Source organism: Rhodanobacter sp. G2-10 (genome assembly GCF_055809185.1).
Window position 1 is genome coordinate 3,133,256 of the sequence record NZ_CM147900.1, and the last position, 24,201, is coordinate 3,157,456.

The 24,201-nt window shown below is 64.9% G+C and carries 25 protein-coding genes; 7 read left to right on the plus strand and 18 right to left on the minus strand.

The features are described from left to right. Positions 1-30: 30 nt before the first annotated feature. The 10 genes from AC0L58_RS14235 to AC0L58_RS14280 all read right to left on the minus strand — a co-directional run bounded on the left by AC0L58_RS14235 (position 31) and on the right by AC0L58_RS14280 (position 7,231). Entirely contained in the window at positions 31-879 is an 849-nt protein-coding gene (locus tag AC0L58_RS14235) for a mechanosensitive ion channel family protein (protein ID WP_473684490.1), read from the minus strand. A 90-nt stretch (positions 880-969) separates the two neighbouring features. Further along, positions 970-2,202 carry an ion channel gene (locus tag AC0L58_RS14240; RefSeq protein ID WP_473684492.1) on the minus strand — a complete coding sequence of 411 codons (1,233 nt, stop codon included), beginning with the start codon at positions 2,200-2,202 and terminating at the stop codon, positions 970-972. 120 nt (positions 2,203-2,322) lie between these two features. Further along, on the minus strand, positions 2,323-2,631 hold the full coding sequence (locus AC0L58_RS14245; RefSeq protein WP_473684494.1) for a DUF2845 domain-containing protein: 309 nt from the start codon (positions 2,629-2,631) through the stop codon (positions 2,323-2,325). 57 nt (positions 2,632-2,688) lie between these two features. Next, complete coding sequence (locus tag AC0L58_RS14250) at positions 2,689-3,264, minus strand: DUF924 family protein (protein WP_473684496.1); 576 nt, start codon at positions 3,262-3,264, stop codon at positions 2,689-2,691. 8 nt (positions 3,265-3,272) lie between these two features. Next, positions 3,273-3,746 carry a DUF2383 domain-containing protein gene (locus AC0L58_RS14255; protein ID WP_473684498.1) on the minus strand — a complete coding sequence of 158 codons (474 nt, stop codon included), beginning with the start codon at positions 3,744-3,746 and terminating at the stop codon, positions 3,273-3,275. 68 nt (positions 3,747-3,814) lie between these two features. Further along, complete coding sequence (locus tag AC0L58_RS14260; protein WP_473684500.1) at positions 3,815-4,570, minus strand: DUF2884 family protein; 756 nt, start codon at positions 4,568-4,570, stop codon at positions 3,815-3,817. A 74-nt stretch (positions 4,571-4,644) separates the two neighbouring features. Beyond that, positions 4,645-5,511 (minus strand): energy transducer TonB, encoded by an 867-nt coding sequence (locus AC0L58_RS14265; protein WP_473684502.1) that lies wholly within the window; start codon positions 5,509-5,511, stop codon positions 4,645-4,647. Positions 5,512-5,583: 72 nt separating this feature from the next. Further along, positions 5,584-6,135 (minus strand): hypothetical protein, encoded by a 552-nt coding sequence (locus AC0L58_RS14270; RefSeq protein ID WP_473684504.1) that lies wholly within the window; start codon positions 6,133-6,135, stop codon positions 5,584-5,586. Next, the gene (locus tag AC0L58_RS14275) at positions 6,135-6,665 is read right to left on the minus strand and encodes a peroxiredoxin (RefSeq protein ID WP_473684506.1); all 531 of its coding nucleotides are present in this window, start codon (positions 6,663-6,665) and stop codon (positions 6,135-6,137) included. Before AC0L58_RS14275 ends, AC0L58_RS14270 begins: the two co-directional genes overlap by 1 nt. 107 nt (positions 6,666-6,772) lie before the next feature. Then, positions 6,773-7,231, minus strand: a complete 459-nt coding sequence (locus AC0L58_RS14280) for a hypothetical protein (RefSeq protein WP_473684508.1) — start codon at positions 7,229-7,231, stop codon at positions 6,773-6,775. Between the two features lie 312 nt (positions 7,232-7,543). On the opposite strand from AC0L58_RS14280, the gene AC0L58_RS14285 reads away from it, so the two are divergent. Then, on the plus strand, positions 7,544-7,960 hold the full coding sequence (locus AC0L58_RS14285) for a universal stress protein (protein ID WP_473684510.1): 417 nt from the start codon (positions 7,544-7,546) through the stop codon (positions 7,958-7,960). Between the two features lie 16 nt (positions 7,961-7,976). Here the strand turns inward: AC0L58_RS14285 and AC0L58_RS14290 are convergent, their stop codons facing one another. From AC0L58_RS14290 to AC0L58_RS14300, 3 genes are all read right to left on the minus strand, one after another. Then, positions 7,977-8,432, minus strand: coding sequence for a DUF6491 family protein (locus AC0L58_RS14290; RefSeq protein WP_473684512.1), 456 nt, complete (start codon positions 8,430-8,432; stop codon positions 7,977-7,979). A 119-nt stretch (positions 8,433-8,551) separates the two neighbouring features. Next, entirely contained in the window at positions 8,552-9,286 is a 735-nt protein-coding gene (locus tag AC0L58_RS14295) for a hypothetical protein (RefSeq protein ID WP_473684514.1), read from the minus strand. A 72-nt stretch (positions 9,287-9,358) separates the two neighbouring features. Further along, the gene (locus AC0L58_RS14300) at positions 9,359-9,661 is read right to left on the minus strand and encodes a DUF3247 family protein (RefSeq protein WP_473684516.1); all 303 of its coding nucleotides are present in this window, start codon (positions 9,659-9,661) and stop codon (positions 9,359-9,361) included. 136 nt (positions 9,662-9,797) lie between these two features. Between AC0L58_RS14300 and AC0L58_RS14305 the strand changes: the two genes are divergently transcribed. From AC0L58_RS14305 to AC0L58_RS14330, 6 genes are all read left to right on the plus strand, one after another. Next, positions 9,798-11,054, plus strand: a complete 1,257-nt coding sequence (locus AC0L58_RS14305; protein WP_473684518.1) for an MFS transporter — start codon at positions 9,798-9,800, stop codon at positions 11,052-11,054. A gap of 18 nt (positions 11,055-11,072) precedes the next feature. Then, complete coding sequence (locus tag AC0L58_RS14310) at positions 11,073-11,990, plus strand: arginine deiminase-related protein (protein WP_473684520.1); 918 nt, start codon at positions 11,073-11,075, stop codon at positions 11,988-11,990. A gap of 93 nt (positions 11,991-12,083) precedes the next feature. Next, the gene (locus AC0L58_RS14315) at positions 12,084-12,683 is read left to right on the plus strand and encodes a hypothetical protein (RefSeq protein ID WP_473684522.1); all 600 of its coding nucleotides are present in this window, start codon (positions 12,084-12,086) and stop codon (positions 12,681-12,683) included. Continuing rightward, the gene (locus tag AC0L58_RS14320; protein ID WP_473684524.1) at positions 12,680-13,351 is read left to right on the plus strand and encodes a glutathione S-transferase family protein; all 672 of its coding nucleotides are present in this window, start codon (positions 12,680-12,682) and stop codon (positions 13,349-13,351) included. The genes AC0L58_RS14315 and AC0L58_RS14320 overlap by 4 nt, the downstream gene beginning before the upstream one ends. 78 nt (positions 13,352-13,429) lie before the next feature. Further along, positions 13,430-13,762, plus strand: coding sequence for a hypothetical protein (locus AC0L58_RS14325; protein WP_473684526.1), 333 nt, complete (start codon positions 13,430-13,432; stop codon positions 13,760-13,762). A 166-nt stretch (positions 13,763-13,928) separates the two neighbouring features. Then, positions 13,929-15,527, plus strand: coding sequence for an MFS transporter (locus tag AC0L58_RS14330; RefSeq protein ID WP_473684528.1), 1,599 nt, complete (start codon positions 13,929-13,931; stop codon positions 15,525-15,527). A 54-nt stretch (positions 15,528-15,581) separates the two neighbouring features. Here AC0L58_RS14330 and aceE read toward each other — a convergent pair whose 3' ends face one another. The 5 genes from aceE to rsgA all read right to left on the minus strand — a co-directional run bounded on the left by aceE (position 15,582) and on the right by rsgA (position 24,148). Next, the gene (aceE, locus tag AC0L58_RS14335) at positions 15,582-18,311 is read right to left on the minus strand and encodes a pyruvate dehydrogenase (acetyl-transferring), homodimeric type (protein ID WP_473684530.1); all 2,730 of its coding nucleotides are present in this window, start codon (positions 18,309-18,311) and stop codon (positions 15,582-15,584) included. A 169-nt stretch (positions 18,312-18,480) separates the two neighbouring features. Further along, positions 18,481-19,326 carry a class I SAM-dependent methyltransferase gene (locus AC0L58_RS14340; protein ID WP_473684532.1) on the minus strand — a complete coding sequence of 282 codons (846 nt, stop codon included), beginning with the start codon at positions 19,324-19,326 and terminating at the stop codon, positions 18,481-18,483. Positions 19,327-19,390: 64 nt separating this feature from the next. Continuing rightward, entirely contained in the window at positions 19,391-21,682 is a 2,292-nt protein-coding gene (locus AC0L58_RS14345) for an NADP-dependent malic enzyme (RefSeq protein ID WP_473684534.1), read from the minus strand. 99 nt (positions 21,683-21,781) lie between these two features. Then, entirely contained in the window at positions 21,782-23,062 is a 1,281-nt protein-coding gene (locus AC0L58_RS14350; RefSeq protein ID WP_473684536.1) for a flavohemoglobin expression-modulating QEGLA motif protein, read from the minus strand. 30 nt (positions 23,063-23,092) lie between these two features. Beyond that, entirely contained in the window at positions 23,093-24,148 is a 1,056-nt protein-coding gene (gene rsgA, locus AC0L58_RS14355) for a ribosome small subunit-dependent GTPase A (protein ID WP_473684538.1), read from the minus strand. Between the last annotated feature and the right edge of the window lie 53 nt (positions 24,149-24,201).

Below are 24,201 nucleotides of genomic sequence, written 5' to 3' on the forward strand. Positions count from 1 at the left end.
GTTTGGCATCGCGGTCGCGACGCCGGGTGATCAGCCCTGCTTTGCCGGGTCCGGCAGCTTGCCCTGCAGCACGGTCAGCTCGCGCTGCGGGAACGGAATACTGATGCCGGCGGCGTCGTAGTGCTCCTTGATCGCGCGCAACAAATCGGTCTTGGCTGACCAGAAATCACCCGGCCTGGTCCAGGCGCGCACGATCAGGTTGACCGAACTTTCGCCCAGTTCGGACGTCCATACGCCGGGCGCCGGATCGTCCAGTATGCGCTCATCCTGCTCGAACAGCCGCTTGATCTCGGCCATCGCGACGCCGATGTCGTCCTTGTAGCCAATGCCGACGGTCAATTCGAAACGACGCGTGCCGCGGCGGTTGTAGTTGAGGATCGCATCGCTACCTACCTTGCCGTTCGGCACGATCGCCTCGCGCCCATCCGGCAGCACCAACATGGTGTGCATCAGACTGATGCTGTCCACGGTGCCGTCGACGCCACCTGCTGTGACGAAATCACCGACCCGGAACGGCCGGAAAATCACCAGCAGCACACCCCACGCCAGGTTGCTGAGCGATCCCTGCAAGGCCAGGCCGATGGCCAGACCGGCGGCGCCCAGCGCGGCAACCAGCGGCGCCGTGGGTACCTTGGCCTTGTTCAGTGCAATGACCACGACCACCGCGATCAGCAGCCCGTACACCACCTTGCGCAGGAAGCCGATCAGGGTGACGTCCACCGATGCGCGCTGCATTGCGCGCTGGAAGAAATTGGCCAGCCGCGCGGCAAGCCAGATCCCGACCAGCAGGATCACCAGTGCCAGCAAGAGGTTCAAGCCGCCCTGGGTGACGCTGTCGGCAACCTTGGCGCCGAGCAGCCTCGAAAGAAAATCGTGCATGGTATTCAGCCCCTGTGGAAAAACCGGGCAAGCCTAGCAAACCCGCCATGAAAGATTCGGCATGGAAAGCACGCGATCCGCTCCGCGCGCTCAGACTGCGGTCGGTCCCGGCGCAGCCGGACCCTCCGCCGATGCCGACAGATCCTGGAAGACGCTTTTCATCACGAAGTCGGAAGTGACCTCCTCGCCGGTCAGCAGCATCGCCAGCAACTCGCCGCCGAGCAACTGCGGCGCGATCACCACGTCCGGCTGCGCCAGCTTGATGCGGTTGCGGTGTCGCCCGTCGTTGAGCGCGGCCACGGTACGAGCGCCACCACCGAGTTCCCGCGCAGCAAGGATGGCAAACGCATTCTCCGAATCGTCATCCATCATGGCCATGACGGCCTGCGCGTGGTCGACGCCGGCCTGGCGCAGCACGTCGACATTGCCCGGGTCGCCTATCACCAGGTCCACCTCGTCCGCGTCGATATCATCCGGCTGCTTGCGCAACAACCGGGTCACCGGTCGACCGCGACGAACCAGCTCGCGCCAGGTGTTCGTCGCCAGCGCGGTGTTGCCGATGACGACGAAGTGCTTTTCGCGTTTCATGTGACGCCCCTTGCGAGAAACGATGCGTTGCAGCGAATGGCTGACCATCGGCGCGATCACTGCGGTCAACGACGTGGCGAACACCGCGACGCCGAGCACGATGATCGATACGGTGAACAGCTTCGCCTCGGGCGTCAGCGGCACGATATCGCCATAGCCGACCGTGCTCATGGTCACCATCGAGTAGTACAAGGCAGTCACCAGGTCCGTGATGGCGGGCCGGTATTGCGCACCGAGGTAATAGCTGCCGAAGGTGGCATACATCACCAGCATGGCCACCGACGTCAAGGCGAACAGCGTGCTTGCCGCGACGCTGGCGCGATCGAAATGGCGATAGGCGAACAGCAACGCACCGAGCACCACCACGAAATAGACCAGCAGCGCATACCCATCGGCGTGGGCGCCGAAACGCGTACTGATGGCGGCGGTCAACACCAGCAGCATCGCCATCACCCAGGCGATGCGCGAGCGCCATAACAGGCCCAGCGCCATGGTCAGCATGCCGCCGCCGATCAGGATCGGCGGCAGCATGCGTGGCGGCATGTTCAGCGAGCCGTCAAGAATCTGGGTGAAATAGTGCTGCCAGTTGCGGCCCACGTCCGCCTGCAGCAGCCACACGCCGCCCAGCCACATCAACACGGCCAGCGGTATCTGCGGGAACCAGATGTCTACCCGCAGCGTCTTGCGCACCCCATGCCACAGCGTGCGCAGTTGTTCGGCATTGAGCTTGTTCAAGTGGATCTCGATCTCCCGAGCGGCCGAAGCCACCCGCATCATCGACCATGCCGCGCGCAATGAGCAAATCGCACCGGGCCAGCCGAAGCCGGCCATCCGCTCCACGCCGAAGGACGGGGCTCAGAGCCGCCGGTCTTCGATCTCCGTGACGCGGCCATCGACGATGGTCACCACCGTGACATGGCCGTTGCGATGGTAGCGCCACTGCTCGCCACCCTGGTTGCTGTCGATCACCCGGACTCCGCCACGGTGGCGAGCAGCACGATGCGAGCGATGCCGACGGGATTTCGAGGAGGGCTTGCCCAGCAATTCGGTGACCCGTTCCTGGCTGTCACCAGCAGTGAGTACATGGCTGCCCACCCGCAAGGTACTGGAGGCGTGCGTGGCAGCACTGAAGGCAAACAAGGCGATGATGAGGTACATGCGCATGACCTGCTCCCTGGTCGATGGTGGATGAGGGCTTCCCGGCCGCGCGAGCGTCTTCGCTCAGAATCCCGCGCCGGGTTGCGCCAGATACTGCGCCTCCTCCGGCGTGCTGGAACGTCCCAGTGCGGCATTGCGATGTGGAAAGCGCCCGAAACGCGCAATCACGTCGCGGTGTCGCCGAGCATAGTCCAGAAAAGTGGCAAAGCGCTCGCGCTCCCCGGCGGCGGCTTGCGCGTACAGGGCCTCGAACAAGAGCACGGAACGCTGCTGCAAGCCCATGTCCTCGGCGTGTTCCAGCGGCAGGTAGGCGAACACCCGCTGCAGCGCGGGCAAGCACCGGTCGAAACCATCGTCGAGCCCTGACAGCGCGACGCGCTGTGCCTTGACGTCGGCAGCCCAGGCGCGCCCACTGCCGCGATACAGGTTGCGTGGAAACTGGTCGAGCAGGATCAACAATGCCAGCCAACTTTCCGGTTTGGCAGCCCAATCATCCAGTCGCCCCTGCGCTGCCATCTCCACCTCGCTGCCGAAACGCTGGCGGATCTGCTCGTCGAAGCCCGCGTCCGCGGCAAACCACTGCGCGGCATGGGCTGGGGAGAACCAGAAGTCGAGTATGTTGTTGGCGTCGGTGGTCATGCCGGCACTCACCAGGGGCCGCCGACGAGGCACTGCATGTCCTGGCGCATGCCCCGCAACCGCGGCAGTTGACGACACAAAACGCGTGCCGATTCGGCCGGAAGCTGCGCGATGGAGGCCTCGAACGATTCCAGCAAATCGCCACCCTGATGTGCCAGGGTCCGCAGCAGCCAGGCACGATCCTGTCGCGCCATCATACGCATCCGCCAGCAACAAAGCTGACGCCTCGCGGCGCCGCGCCAGCTGCCATGATCGCGTTGTGACTCGTCACCGGCGCTGTCCTGCGCCTGCAGCTCGCCGATCAGCAACTCCAGCGCCTGCGCATTGTCTTTCAATACCGCGCGCAAGCCGGGCTCGCTGGTTCGAAGCGCACGCTGATAGAGCTGATGCAGATCGATGCTGCGCTGGGTCAGGTCGCGCCATATCGCGTGCGCCGCCGGTGGCGGCAACGCGACTTGCGCCCGGGTGGCCGAAAGCTTCATGCGTCCATGGTGGCTGCTATCGACTGAGTCGGGCATTAACCCGCGCCACCGGAGCGGCGCAAAAGCGCTTATTGACCGATCTGAAGCAGTTGCAGTGGCTGACCACGGTTGTCGCGCACGCCTTGCTGCAGGCGGCCCAGGCGCTGGACCGCCGGACACAGGGCCTCGATCTGCGGACGCAAGGCCTGCATGCGTTGTTGCAGGCGCGGCTGCAGGTCGATGGCCAGCGAACTGGCGCGGTCGTGCAAGCTCGCCGCGGCCTGCAGGTCGCCAGCCAGCGCCGCATCGACCGCCTGCTGGCCCAGGTCCGCGGCGACCAGTGGCATCAGCTCGCCGATCATCTGGTTCGCATACTGCTGGAAGGCGTCGCCTTGCCAGTCGTGCGTACTGTGGCTGTTCGCGATGCGCCGTTTCAGCTCGGCCGACTGCGTGTCCAGGCGACGATCGAGTTCGGCCCGCGTATTCGCACTCAAACCGAGTCCCGCCGCCTCGGCACGCAGCGCGCGGACCGCCATGTCCACGCCTTCTTCCGCCACCGTACGCACGCGCGGAATCAGCGCACGCAAGTCACGTTCGAACAGCGTCATGCGGTCCTGTTGTTCGGCATTGAGCGCGACAGCAACACCATCAGTGCGCAGATCGCCATGAAGCAATTCGACCTGCGTGGGTGCGGGCGAGGTGCGATCGAACAGCACGCTGCCATCCGGCCTCAAGGTCAGGTCGTAGCTGCTGGTGGCGTGGCAAACGTTGCCGAGGTCCTCGGCATGCAGCGGCGCAGCCACCAGTACGCACAGCAAGGTGACGCCGGACAACCATGAACGCATCGAAGAAGCTCCGTGAATCAGGCTGTCCAGCGATACCTGCCCGCGTGCCAATGGCGGCTGAACACGCGGCGCCTTCAGGCCCCGTTGAGCGGGGTGGTCAAACGCAATCCGCTGCCGACCTCGGCCACCTTGCCGGCGACCGCCGCGTCGGCGCTGCCGCTCGACTCGCTCTCGTTCATCCAGGCCGGCACATGCCGCGGCCCCGGCACGTAGGCATGCCACTTGCCGTAGATTCTGTCCACGTCACGCCTGCCATTCCCGCTGAGCGTGAACCTGATCGGCATCCTCACCTGCCAGCTCGATTTCGCCGCTCCCGGCCCCGCCGTGGGCGGAGTGAACGTCCAGTGGCGCGCCGCGTTTACGGCAGCCTCACCCAACACCTTGCGCCATAGCCGCATCGCGGCATCGGTGCCAATCACGTCCAGATTGACCTGTTCGGCGGCTTCCTCATCCACCTGACCCTGGCGGTTCACCTGCAGCACCAGATAAACCGTGCCCGACACCCCCAACCGGGCCGCGGACGGCGGGTAGGAGGGCGGCCTCATTTCTTTGACCGCGATACTCTCGCCGCCGGACTCGTCCTTCGCCGACGGCTGGCCGAAATGACTGCCGGCGATGCTGAGTGCGTACTTCTTGTCCCCGAGCGGCTTCGCCACGATACGCAAGTTCATCCGCGCCTTGGCCACCACGGGCTTGCCATCTCGCAGCACCGGAAAGAAGTGCCACGTCGGCGCATTCTTTCCGATCAGATCGACCACGCTCGCCGGCAGTTTTTCGGCGTGATCAATCGCAAAGCTTTTCGTATTGCCATCCGGCGTCACCGTGATCCAGCCGGTGACCAGCATGCTCGCCTGCACATGCTCGCGTACAGCACTCGGCCCGGCAGCCAGCGCCGCACCCGACAACACCACGCAGAAGACTCCCAACAGCAAACGCTTCATCACTCGTCTCTCCTTGATCGAACACCCTGGGGAAGTCTGCTCCCGCGCATACGCGGTGCGCAAATGCCGGATTCAGCGTCGCGGGCGAAACTGCGCACGCACCACCGACGCACCCAGCCGCCAGCTCAGCCAGAGCAGCACCGGCACGGCGACTGCCTTGAGCACCAGCGCGGCCAGGTAGTTGTGGCGCGCGTGCAGCAGGGCTTGTCGCAAAGCCACGTCGTCGTGCAGTTGGCCCAGCGCCTCGGTGCTGGCGCGCTCGAAGGCCGGCCATTGCACCAGCAGGGTGATTCCGCTTGCCAGCATCCACAGCGCCAGCAGGCCGGCGGCCACGCGCAGCGCGGGGCGGGCCCAGGTCTGGCGAAAGATGCAGCCGGCGCACAACACGATCACCGCGAACGCGGCCAGCAGATAGGCGATGTCCCAGGCCAGCATGCCGTGCAGGGCTGCACTCGCGGTCGCGTTGGACGCCAGCACCTGCCGCTGGTTCCACAGCAGTTGCGCGTGGCTGAAATACTGCAGGCAACCGAACGCGGCAAGCAGCAGGAGCAGCCACACCACCACCCGCCAGAGGGCGAACCCGCGTTCCCGCACCAGCGGTTCGGCACGTACCGCCACCGGCATCAGCGCGATGCCTTCAGCGCAGCCAGGTCCGTCATCACCTGTGCCGAGTTCTTTTCCGGATCGACATCGACGTAGACCCTGGCGATCCGGCCCTGCGGGTCGATCAGGAATGTGGTTCGCTTGGCATAGTGCTGCCCCTTGTAGGAGGTCAGTACGCCGTAGCTGGTGGCCACTGCATGATCGGTGTCGGCCAGCAGGGGAAACGGCACGTGGTATTTCGCCGCGAAGTCGGCGTGCGATTTGACGTCGTCGAGGCTCACTCCCACCACGTCGGCCCCCGCCTTGCGCAGCTTGGTGATGTCGTCGCGAAAGTTGCATACCTCGGTGGTGCAACCGGGGGTGAAGTCCTTCGGGTAGAAGTACAGCACCAGCCAGTGGCCGCGGTAGTCGGCCGGGCTGCGCCAGTGTGCGTTCTGATCCTGCAGGCGGAAGGTCGGGGCGGTTTCGCCGACCTGGGGCGTGGCGGCCAAGGCAGGAATGACCCATGCACATGTCAGCATCAGGGTGAGCAGGCAGGCAAGGCGGCGCATGGCGAAATCTCCCGTGGTGGAATCCGGTTCCGTCGCTGCAGTGTACCGCCACACCAAAGGGCAAGGGCGCCCTGGGCGCCCTTGCGGCTACTCATGTCGGGAACAGGTCAGCGCGGACTGATGGTGAATTTGCCGGCCGAGATACCCAGGTTGACACCCTCGCCGGTGCCGGCCAACGCCAGCGACACCGTGCCCTTGGTCAACACCTGCGCCTGCGAGCTCTTCACCACGCCGGCCTCTGCACCAGCCTGCGCATAGTCACCAAAGACCTCCTTGATGCCATGCACGTTGCTGATCTCGCCCTTGCCGTTATTGATGCGGTATTTGCCGGCCGTGAGGCCGCCCCCGACCACGCTGATCTTGACGTTGGCGCGCTGACCATTGCTGCAGGTCACCGTGCCAGTGCCTTCGGCTTGCTTGTAGATCAGCGACCAGCCTGACAGGTTGTAGACCAGGTCGCATTTCACGCTGGCGTCGGCCGCCCGCGCATTGCTCACCGGCAACATGGTCGTCGCGCTGGCACAGGCAAGCACCAGCGCAGCCATTCCAACAGTTCGCTTGATCATCGCTTTTCTCCTCGTTGCTCACGGGATGGTTTTCATCATCGCGGATCGACGCACCTCGACTGGTCGCCGAGCCACCGCTTGACGGGGGAATCCTGTGCACGCAGATGTGACAACGGCGTGCACAAGGTCGGACCGACGTTCAGGTTGCGCGCGGGGGAGCGGGCCCTGCAGACACCCCGGAAGCAGGCTGCAGGCCCGGATCGCCTCGGCAGGCCTTGCCTGAACGCGGCCCGACGCCGTAGGGTTGTCACATCGCCAAACAACTGCCGAAACCCGGCGAATCTCGGCAGCTGGCCTGCGGGAAACAGCGCTATGGTCAAGTATTCACTGGTGGGTTACGACGGCTCCGAGGCTTCGCGTCGCGCATTCCAGTTTGCCGTCGAGCTGGCACGCTGCGGCAATGGTCGTGTGCGCGTGGTGTCGGTACTGCAGGTGACCGAAGGGGGCGCCGATGCATGTGCGCTGATGATGGCGGACTCCGGCACGCAGCGTGCGCAGGAACTACTGGCGGAACTGACCACGATCATGCCGGATGCAGCCGACCTGGTGGATGTCGAGCTGACCCACGGCAGCCCGGGGGACGTGTTGCTCAGCCAGGTCGATCAGCACGGCATCGACCACATCGTGATCGGCCACACCGAGCGCGGAGCGCTGGCACGCTGGCTGCTCGGCTCGGTGTCGGACAACGTGCTGGCACGCGCGCACGTGCCGGTGACCGTGGTGCGTTAGGAGCACCGCGCCAGGCTCAACTTCCGGACGCGGGCATCGTCGAGGGCCGTGGCTCCGCATCGATCTTGCGCTGTGCCTCCTGCTTGATCCGCAACAGCTTGACGTCCACCGGCCGAATCCGGGTGATCGTGCAAGGCATGTAGCCGCGACCGGTCAGCACCTTGTCGAATCGGGCCCACACGCGGCCGATGCTGGAGGTGAGCCCGATGGCCTGTGCGAACTCCAGATTCTGGCACGTGCCGTCCACGTCGAGCAGCCATGCCCGATCCGGTCGCGTGTACACGACCAGTTCGCTGTCACTCAGCGGCTCCCACGACCACAGGTTGAAGAAGTGAAAGTTCTGCACCGGCGCTTCGGCCGCGGCGGCATAGGCCTCCTGTCGCTGCTGCTGACGCTGTGCATACGGCACACTGGAACAGGCTGCCAATGCGGCAGCCAGTACGACGATTGTCAACAAACCTTGTTTGGACATGACAAGACCTCCTCCGGATGCTCGACTGACAACGCGTCAACCGCCTGCATGGTGCACCTGCACGTCCATTCACGCTGACTTGCCTGCCGCTTCAAGGTCTGGGACCCGAGCGGGCGACTTTAGTTCTTGTGCGACTTGTCCAGCGGCTTCCACTTCGCCGGATCGAATCCGCCCACCTCGTAGACCAGCGTCTCGTTCTTCTTGCCGTCGAGCATGGTGACATCCAGATCGAGTTTCCGGGTCTTCTTGAGCAGGGCAATGAAAGCCTTGTCATCGCGAATCATCAGCGCGGGCTCGCCGCCATCGGGTTTGAAGGCCTTGATCTGCACCGGCTTGCCATCCGCCTTGCCGGTGATGGTGCAGTTTCCCCGACACACGAAACCGGGCTTGCTGCCATACAGAAAAGCACTCTGGCCCCAGCGGGTATGCCGGCGCAGGATCAGCCGCACCTGGTCGTCGTCGCCATGCTGGGTGTTGTAGATACTGGCGGTCGATTGGGTGCCGCCGGCCATTGGTGCCACCTGGTAAGTCCACAGCGCCGCCAGGCGATTCTTCTCGCGATTCGCTTCATAGCGCTTCTCGATGGCCGGCAGCGTCTGCTGCACTTCCTTCGCCGCGTCGCTGCCGGGGAAACGGCTGACGATGTCCTTGCCCATCGTCACCACCATTTCGTCGTTGTGAAGTTTCAGCAACTGCCGATAGGTAGTGAGCGTGCGTTGCGCGGCGGCCGCGTCGGCTTGTGCCTTTTGCTGATCGGCGGAGAGCGCCGGCGCGGCAGGCTGTTGCGAGCAGGCGGCCAGCAACAGGCCGCTGCAGGCGGCGCCCAACAAGCCGAGACGAAGTGTGTGGTTCATCGGTGTCAATCCAGTCGGAGGCTGGCCGACAGCTTGGAACGTGCCGCGCACGTGCGCAACTGCTCGGGAGGGTCAGCTCTCGCTGGCCATGCACGAATCGAGATGTTCAACCTGCACGATCTGGTCCAGCCAGATCCGCTGGTGCCACTCCGGCACATCGGGTCGCTCCAGTTGCACTTCGGCATTGATGCCCTCGCGATCATCATGGTCGCGGAATACCTGCAAGCTCGGCCGCACGGTGACCACCCCGTCGCAACTGCTGCCATCGCGCAGAAGCAGCACGACATGGCCATTGGCTGGCAACTCGTGCACCAGCAATTCAAGGCTGCGTATGCTCTCGTCATCGATCAGCACGCTTGGTGCTCTTCTGCCCATGGTGATGAAGCCTCGGAGGTTCGAATGGACTCCGAAGCTACTCGTGGAAACGGCAAGGCCGCGTCAAACCGCCAGTGCCGCTGGTTGAAGGTGGGCCAGGGCTGCCCGGATAATGACAACCTATCCGGGATCTTCCATGACATTGCCCACGACACCTGTCACGGACTCGTTGCTGCAACACCGGGCGTTCGTCGCGTTCTGGCTGGCACGGATCTGCTCCAGTTTCGGCTTCCAGATGCTCTCGGTGGCGGTGGGATGGCAGATCTACGCCATCACCGGCCGTGCCTTCGACCTGGGCCTGATCGGCCTGGTCCAGTTCGTGCCCTCCCTGCTGCTGGCGCTGCCGGCGGGACACGTGGCCGACCAGTTCGAGCGCCGCCGCATCGTACTGATGGGCCAGGTGGTGGAGTGGCTGGCGATTGCGGCGCTGGCCGGCATGAGCCTGGCGCATGGCATCCACGAGGCCGGCATTCTCGCGCTGATCTTCGTGATTGGCGTGGCCAAGGCGTTCGAGTTCCCTGCGCTGCAATCGATGCTTCCGGCGCTGGTGCCGGCGCGGATCCTGCCGCGGGCGATGGCGGTGAATGCGTCGGCCGGCCAGGCCGCGATGATCATGGGACCGGCGCTGGGCGGGTTTCTGTATGTGGCCGGCCCGGGCGTGGTCTATCTGGTGGCCGCGGGTTTGTACCTGGTTTCGGTGATCATGCTCGCCCGCCTGCGTTACGAACATGCACCGCCCCGGCGGGAGCCGGCCACCCTGAAAAAGCTGTTCGCCGGCGTGCATTTCATTCGCGGACGGCCCGATGTGCTGGGCGTGATCTCGCTCGACCTGTTCGCCGTGCTGCTGGGCGGCGCCACCGCGCTGCTGCCGATCTTTGCCAAGGACATCCTGCACACCGGCCCATGGGGCCTGGGTTTGCTGCGCGCCGCGCCGGCGGCGGGCGCGCTGCTGATGTCGCTGTGGCTGGCACGGCACGACATGCAGCGCCGGGTGGGGGTGATCATGTTCGCGTCGGTGGCCGGCTTCGGCGTGGCGACGCTGGTATTCGCCCTGTCCACCGCGCTGTGGCTGTCACTGCTGGCGCTGTTCGCACTGGGTGCCTTCGACATGGTCAGCATGGTGATTCGTGGCGCGCTGGTGCAGCTGGATACGCCCGATGACATGCGCGGCCGGGTCAGCGCGGTCAATGCCATCTTCATCAACACCTCCAATCAACTTGGCGAGTTCGAGTCAGGCATGCTGGCGGCGTGGATCGGTGCGGTCGGTGCCACCGTGGTCGGCGGCGTTGGTACCCTGTTGGTGGTCGGCGTCTGGATCGCCATGTTCCCGAGCCTGCGCCGGCGCCAGCAACTGCATATCGAAGACAATGTGTCGGCAGCGCCGGTGCTCTGAACCCTTCAGGAAAACACCATGATCACCCGCTCCGCCACCGAATTCCTCGACGCCTTCAGCGCGCTGTCGCCGCTGCCTGGCGCAAGCGCCACCGCGCGCGCGGCCTTCCTTGTCGCGCCGGCGGACTTCAGCCTGGCGGCGGAGTCTGCCCGTGACAACCGCTACATGGACGTCAGCCGCCAGGTCGATCCAAACACGGCACTGGCCGAGCACGCGGCGCTGGCGCAGGCCTTGCGCGCGGATCTGCCGGTCATCACCTTTCCCGGCGACCCGGCGACTCCCGATGCGGTGTTCCCCAACAACGTCTTTGGCACGGCTCCGGGTCGGCTGGTGGTTGGGCGCATGCGCCACGCCGTGCGTCAGCACGAAGCCACGCGCACGGACATCCGCCGCTTCTTCAGCGAGGTGCTGGGCTACGACGAAATCGACCTGTCCGGCCGTCGCGACCTCGTGGCCGAACTGACCGGGTCACTGGTGATCGACCGCCTCCGCGGCGTCGGCTACTGCGGCCTCAGCGAGCGTTGCGACATGGCCGGCGCCGAAGCGATGCACCAGGCCTTCGGGCTGCGCCTGACCTACTGTTTCGAGCTGGCCGACGCCGAGTACCACACCAACGTGGTACTCACCCTGCTGGCCAGCCGCGCCGCCATCATCGCCGCGGACGGCTTTCGTGATCCCGCCGCCGCTCAGGCGATCGCACGCGCCTGCGATCACCGCGCAGTCTGGCTGACCCCGGCGCAGAAGCAGGCCTTTGCGGCCAATGCGATCACCCTCTCCGATGAGCGCGTCTGGATGAGTGCATGCGCCGCCGCGGCACTGAGCGACGAGCAGCGCGACGCCTTGCGCGAGTACGGTTTCAGCATCGGCAGCGTGGAGCTGGGCGAGATCGAGAAAGCCGGCGGCAGCCTGCGCTGCTGCGTCGGCGAGATCTACTGAAATCCGATTCCCTGCATCGCCGTGCGGGCGTCCACCATTGCCGATGCCGATTCCATCCGCCATGCTGAAGTCTTTCGACGGTGAGGTATTCCGATGTCCGTGCCGCCCGGCCTTCCAGTTGGCCGCTCCAGTTTCGTCACCGTGCTGGCGTGGATCTTCATTTGCCTCGCCGGCTTTGCCACGCTGATCAGCCTGCTGCAGAACGTGATGTTCCAGCTGGTGTCGCTGCCAACCATGCACGATCAGATGGCGATGCAACCATGGCCATCGGACATGCCGGTGTCGATGAGCTGGATCTTCGCCCACTTGATCTGGTTCATTCGGGGATTTCTGCTGCTGTCCATCGTCACCCTGGTCGCTGCGATCGGCTTGCTGCGGCGACATGACTGGGCGCGCCGGCTGTTCATGGGCTTGATGGTTTTCGCCATCGTCTACGAGTTGCTCAGCCTGGTGGCACAGTGGTGGTTCATGGGCAAGATGCCTTCAATGATGGAGATGCCGCCCGGCGCTCCCGCGCAGTTCGCCGACGGCATGCGCGGCTTCATGCTGGCGATTCAGGTCGTGAGCGCCGCGGTGGTGGTCTGTTTCAGCGTGCTGTTCGGCTGGATCATCAAGCGTCTGCACAGCACGCAGATCCGGTACGAATTTCAGCCGACCCGGGCCAGGTCGCTGGCTTCGAGCGCTCCCGGATGATCACCCTGCACCACCTCAACAACTCGCGCTCGCAGCGCATCCTGTGGCTGCTGGAAGAGCTTGGCGTGCCGTACGAAATCAAGCGTTACCAGCGTGATCCCAAGACCATGCTGGCGCCAGCCGAGCTCAAGCGCATCCATCCGCTGGGCAAGTCGCCGGTGATCACCGATGGCGAGCTGACCCTGGCCGAATCGGGCGCGATCATCGAATACCTGGCCGAACGCCATGGCAACGGCAAGCTGCTGCCTGAGGCCGGCACGCCCGAACGCCTGCGCTGCAACTACTGGCTGCACTACGCCGAGGGTTCGGCGATGCCGCCGTTGCTGCTGAAGCTGGTGATCAATCGGATCCGGACCGCGCCGGCCCCGTTTTTCATCAAGCCGATTGCGCGCCGTATCGCGGACAAGGTGGACCGGACCTTCACCGACCCGCAATTGAAGCTGCACAGGGATTACCTTGAATCCGAGCTGGGCGCCCACGACTGGTTTGTCGACGATTCATTCAGCATCGCCGACATCCAGTTGAGCTTTCCGGTCGAGGCCTTTGCCGCACGCGGCGGGCTCGACGACCGCTACCCACGACTGAAGGATTTCCTGCGACGCATCCACGCGCGGCCGGCGTATCAGCGCGCGCTGGAGCGTGGCGGCGTCTATGCATTGGGCGGCTGAACGGAAGTCAGCTTCGTTTACGCCTCGGTCACGGCAGCGCTGGCAGTCTGTTCTTCCATACGCCGAGGAGCCTTGACCATGCGCAACCGTGAAATCGAACAACACATCCGCGACACCGCCGGCCGCGCCAGCGATCGCGTGCGGGATTACGCCGACGGTGCCAGCAATGGTGCCCAGAGCTTGATCGAGCGTGGACGCAAACGCATCCGGCAGGGTCTGGGAAAAGGCAGCGGGAACTATCGCCGCCAGATGTCGCATGCGGCCGAGGACTTCGCCGATGAAGCGAACTACCAGTATCGCCGCTTGCGCCGCCAGGTGAACCGCCATCCGGCCGCTACCGTTGCCATTGTTGCCGGCACCATCGGCGCATTCCTGTTGTTGCGCCATGCCCTCCGGAGCGACGAGGACTGATCCAGCGTCATCAGCTTGAGCAGAGCCGGCTGTCTGGTTCTCCGCTGATGCTGGCTGTTCCGTCCGAAAAGCCCGCCCCTCGGCGGGTTTTTCGCGTGGATGCCATGGACTGTCGCATGCCCCGCCCACTGCTAGACTGAAATGCATCGTCCAGGTGTCGCTGCGCATGCACTCCAGGGATATCCGGTTCCATCATCCGGTCGCGTTCTGGCTTGGTTGCGGCCTGATTTTTGCCGGCGTGGCGGCACACTTGCCGATGCTCGCCATGGCCGCACCGATGCACTACCGACTGGTCGGCATGCCCATGGATCGCGCCATGCTTGTCGGCATGGCACTGGTTCCGCTAGGCGTGCTGTTGGCGACTTTTGGACTCATGCCGCGGTTGAACCAGATGCGTCGCACCGCGCGCGCCGGCATCGCAGCCTTGCCTTTCCACGTCGCCGACCACGCGCCGCTCAATCGCGAGCACTGGAAGTTGATCGGCGTACTGGCGCTGGCGCTTGCCGTGGACGTGATGAAGCCGGCCACGATCGGTTTCGTGATGCCCGGCTTGGGCGCCGAGTACGGGCTCGGCTCGTCGGTAGTTGCGCTGCTTGCCCTGTCGGCGCTGGGCGGCACGGCGATCGGCTCGGTGGTGTGGGGACACCTGGGCGACCTGTTGGGGCGCCGGGCCAGCATTCTGCTATCCGCGCTGATGTTCATGGGAACCTCGATCTGTGGCGCCATGCCGTCCTTCGGCTGGAACCTGTTGATGTGTTTCCTGATGGGCATCGCCGCAGGGGGCATGTTGCCGATCACCTTTGCGCTGATGGCGGAGACCATCCCGACCAGGCACCGCGGCTGGTTGCTGGTGGCGCTGGGCGGAGTCGGTACATCGGCGGGCTATCTGCTGGCTTCGGGCGCGGCGGCGCTGGTCGAACCCACGTTCAGCTGGCGCGCCTTGTGGTTGCTCAATCTCCCCACCGGCGCCTTGATCGTCGTGCTCAACCGCTACATCCCCGAGTCGCCGCGCTTCCTTGCGCTGGCCGGGCTGGACGATCAAGCGCGCGCGGTCCTGCGCCGTTTCTGCGGCGATTCGCTGGCCGCGGTCGCAGAAGAATCGCTGCCTGTGTCCACCTTGCCTGCGGCGGAGCACACCAGCATGCGCCAGCTCCTGCGCGGGCGGCACGCCGTGATCAGCTGGGGCTTGATGGTTTGCGCGGTGGCATGGGGTCTGGTGAATTTCGGATTCGTACTCTGGCTTCCGGAAAATCTTGTCGCGCTCGGCATTGATGCACGCGATAGCGCGGCACTGCTTGCGCGTTCAGCCATTCTTGCCATACCCGGCGTCGTGCTGGTGGTTGGCCTCTACCAGCGCTGGAGCAGCATCCGCACGCTGGTGCTGTTCATTGGACTGACGGCAGCTTCGCTGCTGTGCCTGGTGGCGATCGACGCGTCGGGAACACGTTCCAGCATTCTCGTCATTGCAGGCACGGCCGCCTTGCTGCTGAGCGTCAGCGGGGTCGTCGCCACCCTGATTCCGTATGCGGCGGAAATCTACCCAGCTCACCTGCGCAGCACCGGTGCCGGGCTGATCGCCGGCGGCACGAAGCTGGGCGGAATCCTTGGCGCATTGCTGGGCGTGGCCGGATTGTTCGACCACTTCATGTTTTCGGCATGTTTGATCGCCGTGCCGACCGCACTGGCCGGATGGATGCTCGCGCGCAGCGGCATTGAGACGCGCGGGCACGGGCTGGAAGCGATCCAGCGCGCCCTCGCCGAATGAGCGCAAGCAAAAAGCCGCCATGAAGGCGGCTTTTCGCTTGCATTGTTTCCGGAATCAGACCGTAAGCGGGTTCGGCTTGTCCGGATCGAGCTTGTATTCCTTGATGGCCCGGCTGACATCCTTGGCGTTGACCTTGCCTTCCTTCGCCAGCGCGGCCAGCGCCGCGTGGGCGATCCAGTAGCGATCGACCTCGAAGAACTCGCGCAAGTGCTCGCGCGTGTCGGAGCGGCCGAAACCGTCGGTGCCCAGCACCGTGTAATGCATGCCGTCAGGCATGAACGCACGGATCTGGTCGGCGAATTCGCGCACGTAGTCGGTGGCCGCGATGGCCGGACCGGAGCGCCCGTCGAGCAGGCCGGTGACATAGGCCACGCGTGGCTTGTCTTCCGGATGCAACCGGTTCCAGCGTTCCGCGTCGAAACCGTCACGCCGCAATTCGGTGAAGCTGGTGCATGACCAGATGTCGGACTTCACGCCAAAGTCCTTGTCCAGCAACTCGGCAGCCGCAATCACCTCGCGCAGGATCGTTCCCGAGCCGAGCAGTTGCACGCACGGCGCCGATGCCTTGCCCTTGCCTTTGCCCTTGCCCGATTCGCCATTCCCGGTCCCCGAATCCCGCAGCAGATACATGCCCTTGATCACGCCTTCCTCGCAGCCCTTGGGCATGTCGGGGTGAGCGTAGTTCTCGTTCATCACGGTGATGTAGTAGTAGTGATCCTCCTGCTCCTGCATCATGCTGCGCACGCCGTCCTGCAGGATGATCGCCACCTCGTAGGAGAACGTGGGGTCGTACGACTTCACGTTGGGAATCGCGCCAGCGAGCAGGTGCGAATGGCCGTCCTCGTGCTGCAGGCCCTCGCCGTTGAGCGTGGTCCGACCCGAGGTGCCGCCGACCAAAAAGCCACGCGCGCGCATGTCACCGGCAGCCCAGCACAGGTCGCCGATGCGCTGGAAGCCGAACATCGAGTAGTAGATGAAGAACGGCAGCATCGCCTGGTTGCTGATCGAGTAACTGGTGCCTGCCGCCATCCATGAGGCCATGCCGCCCGCCTCGCTGATGCCCTGCTGCAGTACCTGGCCCTTCTGGTCTTCGCGGTAATACAGCAACTGGTCGGAGTCCTGCGGCTTGTATTTCTGGCCGAACGGCGCGTAGATGCCGATCTGCCGGAACATGCCTTCCATGCCGAAGGTACGCGCCTCGTCGGCCACGATCGGCACCACGCGCTCGCCCAGCTGCTTGTCGCGCAGCAACAGGTTGATGCCACGCACCAGCGCCATCGTGGTGGAGATCTCGCGATCGCCGGTGCCCTTGGTGATCTGCTCAAAGGCGGAAAGCTCCGGCGCCTTCAGCTTGGCATCGGCCTTGCGCCGCCGCTGCGGCAGGAAGCCGCCAAGCGCCTGGCGCCGCTCCATCATGTACTGCACTTCCGGGGAGTCCTTGCCCGGGTGGTAGTACGGCACGTCGTGCAGTTTGTCGTCCGGCATCGGGATCTGGAAGCGGTCGCGGAAGGTCCGCACCGACTCGTCGTCCAGCTTCTTCTGCTGGTGGGTCGGGTTCTGCGATTCGCCCGAACCCAGGCCCATGCCATAACCCTTGACCGTCTTGGCCAGGATCACCGTGGGCATGCCCTTGGTGTTCACCGCCGCGTGATAGGCCGCATAGACCTTGTGCGGATCGTGACCACCGCGGTTCAGACGCCAGACGTCGTCGTCACTGAGGTTGGCGACCATCTCCCGCGTCTGCGGATACTTGCCGAAGAAATGCTCGCGCGTGTAGGCGCCACCGAACGCCTTGCAGGCCTGGTATTCGCCGTCGACTGTTTCCATCATCAGCTTGCGCAGCACGCCGTCGTGATCGCGTGCCAGAAGCGGATCCCAGTAGCTGCCCCAGACCAGCTTGATCGCGTTCCAGCCACCACCACGGAATACACCTTCCAGCTCCTGGATGATCTTGCCGTTGCCGCGCACGGGGCCATCCAGACGCTGCAGATTGCAGTTGATCACGAAGATCAGGTTGTCCAGCCCTTCGCGCCCGGCCAGCGAGATCGCACCCAGCGACTCCGGCTCGTCGACCTCGCCGTCGCCCATGAAGCACCAGATCTTGCGATCGCTCTTCGGGATCAAGCCGCGATTTTCGAGGTATTTGAAGAACTGCGCCTGGTAGATCGCCTGGATCGGACCCAGCCCCATCGACACCGTCGGCACCTGCCAGTAGTCCGGCATCAGCCACGGATGCGGGTAGGACGACAGTGCACGACCGCGGCCCACCACTTCCATGCGGAACAGGTCCAGTTGCTCCTCGCTCAGCCGGCCTTCGAGAAACGAGCGCGCATAGATGCCCGGGCTGGAATGGCCCTGGTGCAGGATCAGGTCGCCCGGATGATCAGCGCTGGGCGCGCGCCAGAAGTGATTGAAACCCACGTCGTAGAGGGTTGCCGACGAGGCAAAACTGGCGATATGGCCGCCCAGCTCGCCCGGCTTGCGGTTGGCGCGCACCACCATCGCCATCGCGTTCCAGCGAATCAGGCAGCGGATGCGCCACTCCATCTGGGCGTCCCCGGGGCTCTTCGCCTCCTGGCCGGGCGGGATCGTGTTGACGTAGGCCGTGGTCGGGTCGAACGGCAGGTAGCCCCCGGAACGGCGGGTGGTATCAACCATCCGTTCCAACAGGAAATGCGCACGCTCGGTGCCATCATGCTGGATCACCGCACCAAGCGAATCGATCCATTCGCGGGTTTCGGTGGGGTCAATGTCCTGGTCGAGGATATCGTCGAGCTGATCCATGAGATTCTCCACGGCACGGTGGGTCGTGCCTGCAACAATTTTGCGCCGTCGGGGCTGCGGTGCGGGAACTGTCGAGTTTAGTTGTTTGCCCGGATACCCGCCAATGGCCAGTGCATGCGCGGGCGCATGGAACCTGTTGCGCCCGGCACACCGTCACGTGCGCAATGGCTCAAGCTGCGCCGTGCAGGCCTTCCGGAGACGGCTTGCGCATCACCACGATATCCTGATGTCCGTTCAGGCCGCCCTCGATGTGTTCGACAACCGGGAGGTAGCGCCCCCAATGTCGGCGCACATAGTCCACCGTGTGGAACGTGGTCTGATAGAAATCAGGTAGGCCATCGAATTTGAAGCGACCTTTTCGGTCTGTCCGATAGACGATTCCGTCGCGCACCAGGAGGGCAAGCTCGGCCGGCGTGCAGCTGTCCGTAGTGAAACGACCATGGGTGGTCGCCAGCAACACTCCACCTGGTTTGAGCAAACGCTGCATCTCGGCAAGCCATTGGTCCTGCGCTCGCGCGTCAAGATGCGTGAACAGCGACACGCTGTAGATGACGTCGAACATGCCGCTGGTGTAAGCGGTGGGCGTGGCTACGCCATTGATCGAAAACCGCGCCTTGGTGGAAAGGTTTTCCGACGCCCAGCCAATGGCTTCGGCATCGATATCCGAACCGTACAGCGCACAAGACTCGGTTGCGCCGGCGAACTCACTGATGACGCGCCCTGGCCCACAGGCAAAGTCCAGTACGGTCAGGTGCTTCAACGCGACGCCATGCGCGCCAAGCGTCTGGACAATGCATTGCGCGATGCTCCGACCGTTGGCCAGGTAGCTGGCCGAGTCGAATGCCCGATGTACCCGGTATCGAAGCATCGGCGGCGGCAAGCCAAGCGCCGCCTCGCCCGGATCCACTCTGTTTGCATGCGCAAGCTCCCGGCGAAAGCCCAGGTACTTGATGGCACCGGCCAGCCAGTAGAGTGGCGTTATCCGCTTCGCCACTTGGCGCGCTCGCTTCATCATGTCCATTCGCTGATTCCGGGACGATCCTGCCGCATCCTTGACATCGGTACGGGCGTGCCGGCCTCTAGCTACGCCGGCCACCTTGTGTCGCGCGGATTTGCGCATCCACCGCCGCCACCGCCGTCATGTTGACAATGCGGCGCGCGCTCGAAGCGGGCGTGAGGATGTGCGCGGATTTGTCCACGCCCATCAGGATCGGGCCGATCGCCACGCCGTCGGTCATCACGCGCACGATGTTGTAGGCGATGTTCGCGGCGTCCATGTTCGGCATCACGAACAGGTTGGCGCGCCCGCTGAGGGTGGTGTGCGGGAACATGCGCTGGCGCAGCATCTCGTCCCAGGCGGTGTCGGCCTGCATTTCGCCATCCATCTCCAGCTTCGGCGCGCGAGCCTTGAGGATCTGCCAGGCCTTGCGCATTTTGGCGGCGCTGGGATTGTCGTGGCTGCCGTAATTGGAGTGCGACAGCAGCGCGACCTTCGGCTCGATGCCGAAGCTCTTGAGCCGGAAACTGGCCTGCATGGTGGCCTCGGCGATCTGCTCTGCAGTCGGATCGACCTGGACGTGGGTGTCGAGGAAGAACCAGGCGCCCTTGTCGTTGATCACCCCGCTCATCGCCGAAGTGCATGACACGCCGGGATCCAACCCGAACACACTGCGCAGGTAGCCGAGCTTCTTGTGGTAACGACCGACCAGGCCGCAGAGCATCGCATCCGCCTCGCCGCGCTCGACCATCAGCGCGGCAATCAGGGTCGGTCGCGAGCGGAGCAGGTTCTTGGCTGCCGCCGGCGTCACACCGCGCCGCTCGGTGATCGCATGATAGTGCTGCCAGTAGTCGTTGAAGCGCGGGTCGTCGTGGATGTTGGTCAGGTCGAAATCGACGTCGGCGCGAATGCGCAGGCCCAGCCGCTCGATGCGATTCTGGATCACGTCCGGCCGACCGATCAGGATCGGTCGTGCGAGGCGTTCGTCCACCACCGTCTGCACCGCGCGCAGAACGATCTCTTCCTCGCCCTCGGCGTAGGCCACGCGCTTGCAATCGGCGCGGGCACGCTCGTACACCGGCTTCATGATCAAGCCGGTGCGATAGATGAACTGGCCGAGCTTTTCCTTGTACGCATCCATGTCGTCGATCGGCCGGGTGGCCACACCCGAGTCCATCGCTGCCTGCGCCACGGCCGGGGCCAGCATCACCAGCAAGCGTGCATCGAACGGTCGCGGGATCAGGTAGTCCGGGCCGAAACTTGGCGCCTCGCCGCCATAGGCGCCACCCAGGTCAGACGATTCCTGCCGCGCCAGCGCCGCGATGGCGCGCACGCAGGCGGTCTTCATCGCTTCGTTGATGCCGGTGGCGCCGACATCCAGGGCGCCGCGGAAAATGTAGGGGAAGCACAGCGCGTTGTTGACCTGGTTCGGGTAGTCCGAACGGCCGGTGGCGATGATGCAATCGGGACGCGCCTTCTTCGCGTCCTCCGGCATGATCTCCGGGCTCGGATTGGCGAGCGCCAGGATCACCGGACGCTCCGCCATCGTGGCGACCATTTCCGGTTTCAGGATGCCGCCGGCGGAGAGGCCAAGGAACACATCCGCGCCTTCGACGATTTCAGCCAGGCTGCGCTTGGGCGTGTCGCGCGCATAACGCGCCTTGTCCGGGTCGAGGTTTTCGCGGCCGGTGTGGATCACGCCCTCGCGATCGAACGCGACGATGTTTTCGGGCTTCACGCCCAGCGCCACCAGCATGTCGAGGCAGGCGATGCCGGCGGCGCCGGCACCGGTGGTGGCGACTTTCACTTCCTCGAACTTCTTGCCGACCACTTCCAGTGCGTTGAGCACCGCGGCGCCCACGATGATGGCGGTGCCGTGCTGGTCGTCGTGGAATACCGGGATCTTCATCCGCTCGCGCAGCTTGCGTTCGACGATGAAGCATTCCGGCGCCTTGATGTCCTCCAGGTTGACGCCGCCGAAGGTCGGCTCAAGGCTGGCGATGATGTCGACCAGCTTGTCCGGATCGTTCTCGTCGATCTCGATATCGAAGACGTCGATGCCGGCGAACTTCTGGAACAGGATGCCCTTGCCTTCCATCACCGGCTTGGCCGCCAGCGGACCGATGTTGCCCAGGCCCAGCACGGCCGTGCCGTTGGTGATCACCGCCACCAGGTTGGAGCGCACGGTGAATTCCGCTGCGGTGGCGGGATCCTCGACGATCGCGTCGCAGGCCGCGGCCACCCCGGGCGAGTACGCCAGCGACAGGTCGCGCTGGGTCAGCAGCGCCGTGGTCGGGGTGATCTTGATCTTGCCCGGTCGCGGATGGCGGTGATACTCCAACGCGGCGAGACGGAGTTCTTCGGGGAGGGCCATGAATGCGCTTTCTTTTTGGGAGGGAACGTCACTGCCGGAGCAGACGACCGCTGTTGATATTAGCACCGGCACCGGCTCGGCCGGGCGCCGGAAACGGCGTCAGCGGTCGAGCAGCAACTCCTCTGCCTGCACTTGTTTCATGTGGATGCCATTGACGAACAGCGAAAACGCCAGCTTGCCGGCCAAACCCTGCACATGCTGCATCCATGGCGGCAGCCAACGCGGAGGCAGGATCGCACCCGAATCGAAATGCGGCTGCAGACTGACCACGTCTTGCAGCGCCAGCTTGCCCGCGAAGAGGTGGCGCAACAGATCCATCCGACGTTGCTTCAGCGCCCAGCGAAAGAACGTGTGCACGGTCAGCAGGCCGGACAGATACACGTTGTCTTTCGCGAATGCCGCACCGCCGCCGGGGGAAACGCCGCGAAACACGCGCTGCGCCGAGTGGAAACTGTCGACCTCGGTCTGTCCGCAGGCACTGAAATACTTGTAGACCTCGACGAAATCCGCGCCCTTGAGCGCCATGTCGATCGCCAGGATGCGCAGGCTGATCCGCTTGAGCCGGGCAATGTCGATCGCGCCGGACATCAACTCGGCGAACACCGCCAGCCCCTCCTGGGTAGCGGTGACCCGTGGCGAAGTGCGCCCCATGGATGCCAGCAACGGTTGCCGGCGCCCGTTCAGCGCCGTCAGCGAATGCACGAAGGCCTCGTGCGCCAGCAATTGGTGATGGTCGTATTTGCTGAAACTGGAGCCGCCGCGCAGACGGATCCGGGTCGCACCGGCGGCGGCCTTGGCGGTGAGCTCGGGGTCGATCTCCACCCGGATCGTGCCCTCGCCGAAGAAGGCATCGAGAGCAGCGGCCAGTTCGTCGCGCAGCGCCTCCGCCGTCACGCGCCGGTTGCTGGTGTCCTCCAGCAGGTCGGCACCGAGCTCGTCCGCAAGCTCGACGAAGTGGCGCGCCGCGTCGAGATTGCTGGCTTGGCTGCCGGGAATCAGATCATCCGGTTTGCCGTACAGCGCAATCGACGGTGCGGTGACACCGGCCGTGCCCACCGCCTCGAGCATCTGCGCCGCGAGGCGCCACGATTCGGCGCTGCGTCGCAGGTAATCGCCAAGCGGATCGACATCCCGCGGATCGCTGCCGATCGCAGCGGCTTCAATTGCCCTCAGCTCGGCGCGCGCTTCGGCCAGATCGGGCACGCGGTAGGACACCTGCGGCAGGCTGAAGCGCCCGCGACGGTAGTCCTCGATCATGCGATTTTCCAGCGGCGCCGGCCACGCCACGGTGGGCAGAATGTGGATGCCGCGAACTGCTGCCAACAGGCGCTGGTCGAGCGCAGCGTATCGCTGCAGCGCCAGGTCGTCAGCGGCGGTCACTACTTTGTCCCGGCCATGAGCGAAAGGCTCCTATTCCCGCTCGCGCCTGCTGCGGTGTCCGCGTGGCGGCTCGATCGGACGGCCGCCGCGCTGCCGGCGCAGCCGCGCTTCCAGCGTCGCCGCCTGTTCCTCGCGCTCGTCATGCAGCTTGAGATAGTTGCGCCAGCGCTCGGCGCCCAGCTCGCCCGTGTCCAGGGCCACCTGCACGGCGCAGCCGGGCTCGCTGCCATGACCGCAGTCGGCAAAGCGGCATTGCTCGGCCAGCTGCTCGATGTCGGCGAACAGGTCGAGATTTTCCTCGCCGGTGAGCTTCAGCTCGCGCATCCCCGGGGTGTCGATCAGGCAGCCGCCGCTGGGCAACTGCAGCAGCGCGCGATGGGTGGTGGTGTGGCGGCCACGACTGTCGTGACTGCGTACCGCGGCCGTGGCCATGGTGGCACTGCCCAGCAAGGTATTGGTGAGCGTGGACTTGCCGGCACCGGACGAGCCCACCAGTACCGCGCTGTCACCCGCCTGCAGGTAGGCGGCAAGCAGTTTCGCACTGGCGGGGTCTTTGCAGTTGAGCGCGTGGATCGGCGTGCGCTCGGGCAACCGCTCGCGCAACGCACCCAGTTTCGCCGCAGCGTCATCGCACTTGTCCAGCTTGCTCAGCAGGATCACCGGCTGGGCGCCGGAATCCTCGGTCAGCGACAGGTAGCGCTCGATCCGGGCCGGGTTGAAGTCGCCGTCCAGACCGGTCAGCACCAGCACGTAATCGATATTGGTGGCGATCAGCTGGCGCTCGTAGCGCTCGCCGGCGGCGGCGCGCGACAGCACGCTGCGCCGCGGCGCCACGCTGAGGATGTGCGGCGGCGAGCCGCTGGCCACTTCCACGAAATCCCCCACCACGGGACGCTCGGCCGGGTCGATGCCGCGCCGGAGAAAACGCCCGTCCGGCTGCGCCCCGAACAGGGTCTGCCCGTCATGCAATTCGTAGCCGGCGCGATGCTGCGCGACCACGCGAGCCAAACGCAGATCGTCGGCAGGCAACGCATTGCCGCGCCAGCCGATATGCCGCAACCGTTCAATCGTTTCAACGTCACTCATGGCGAGGCGTGTTTGGCATGGTTCGGGCATTATGCCCTGCCCGCGCATGGCCC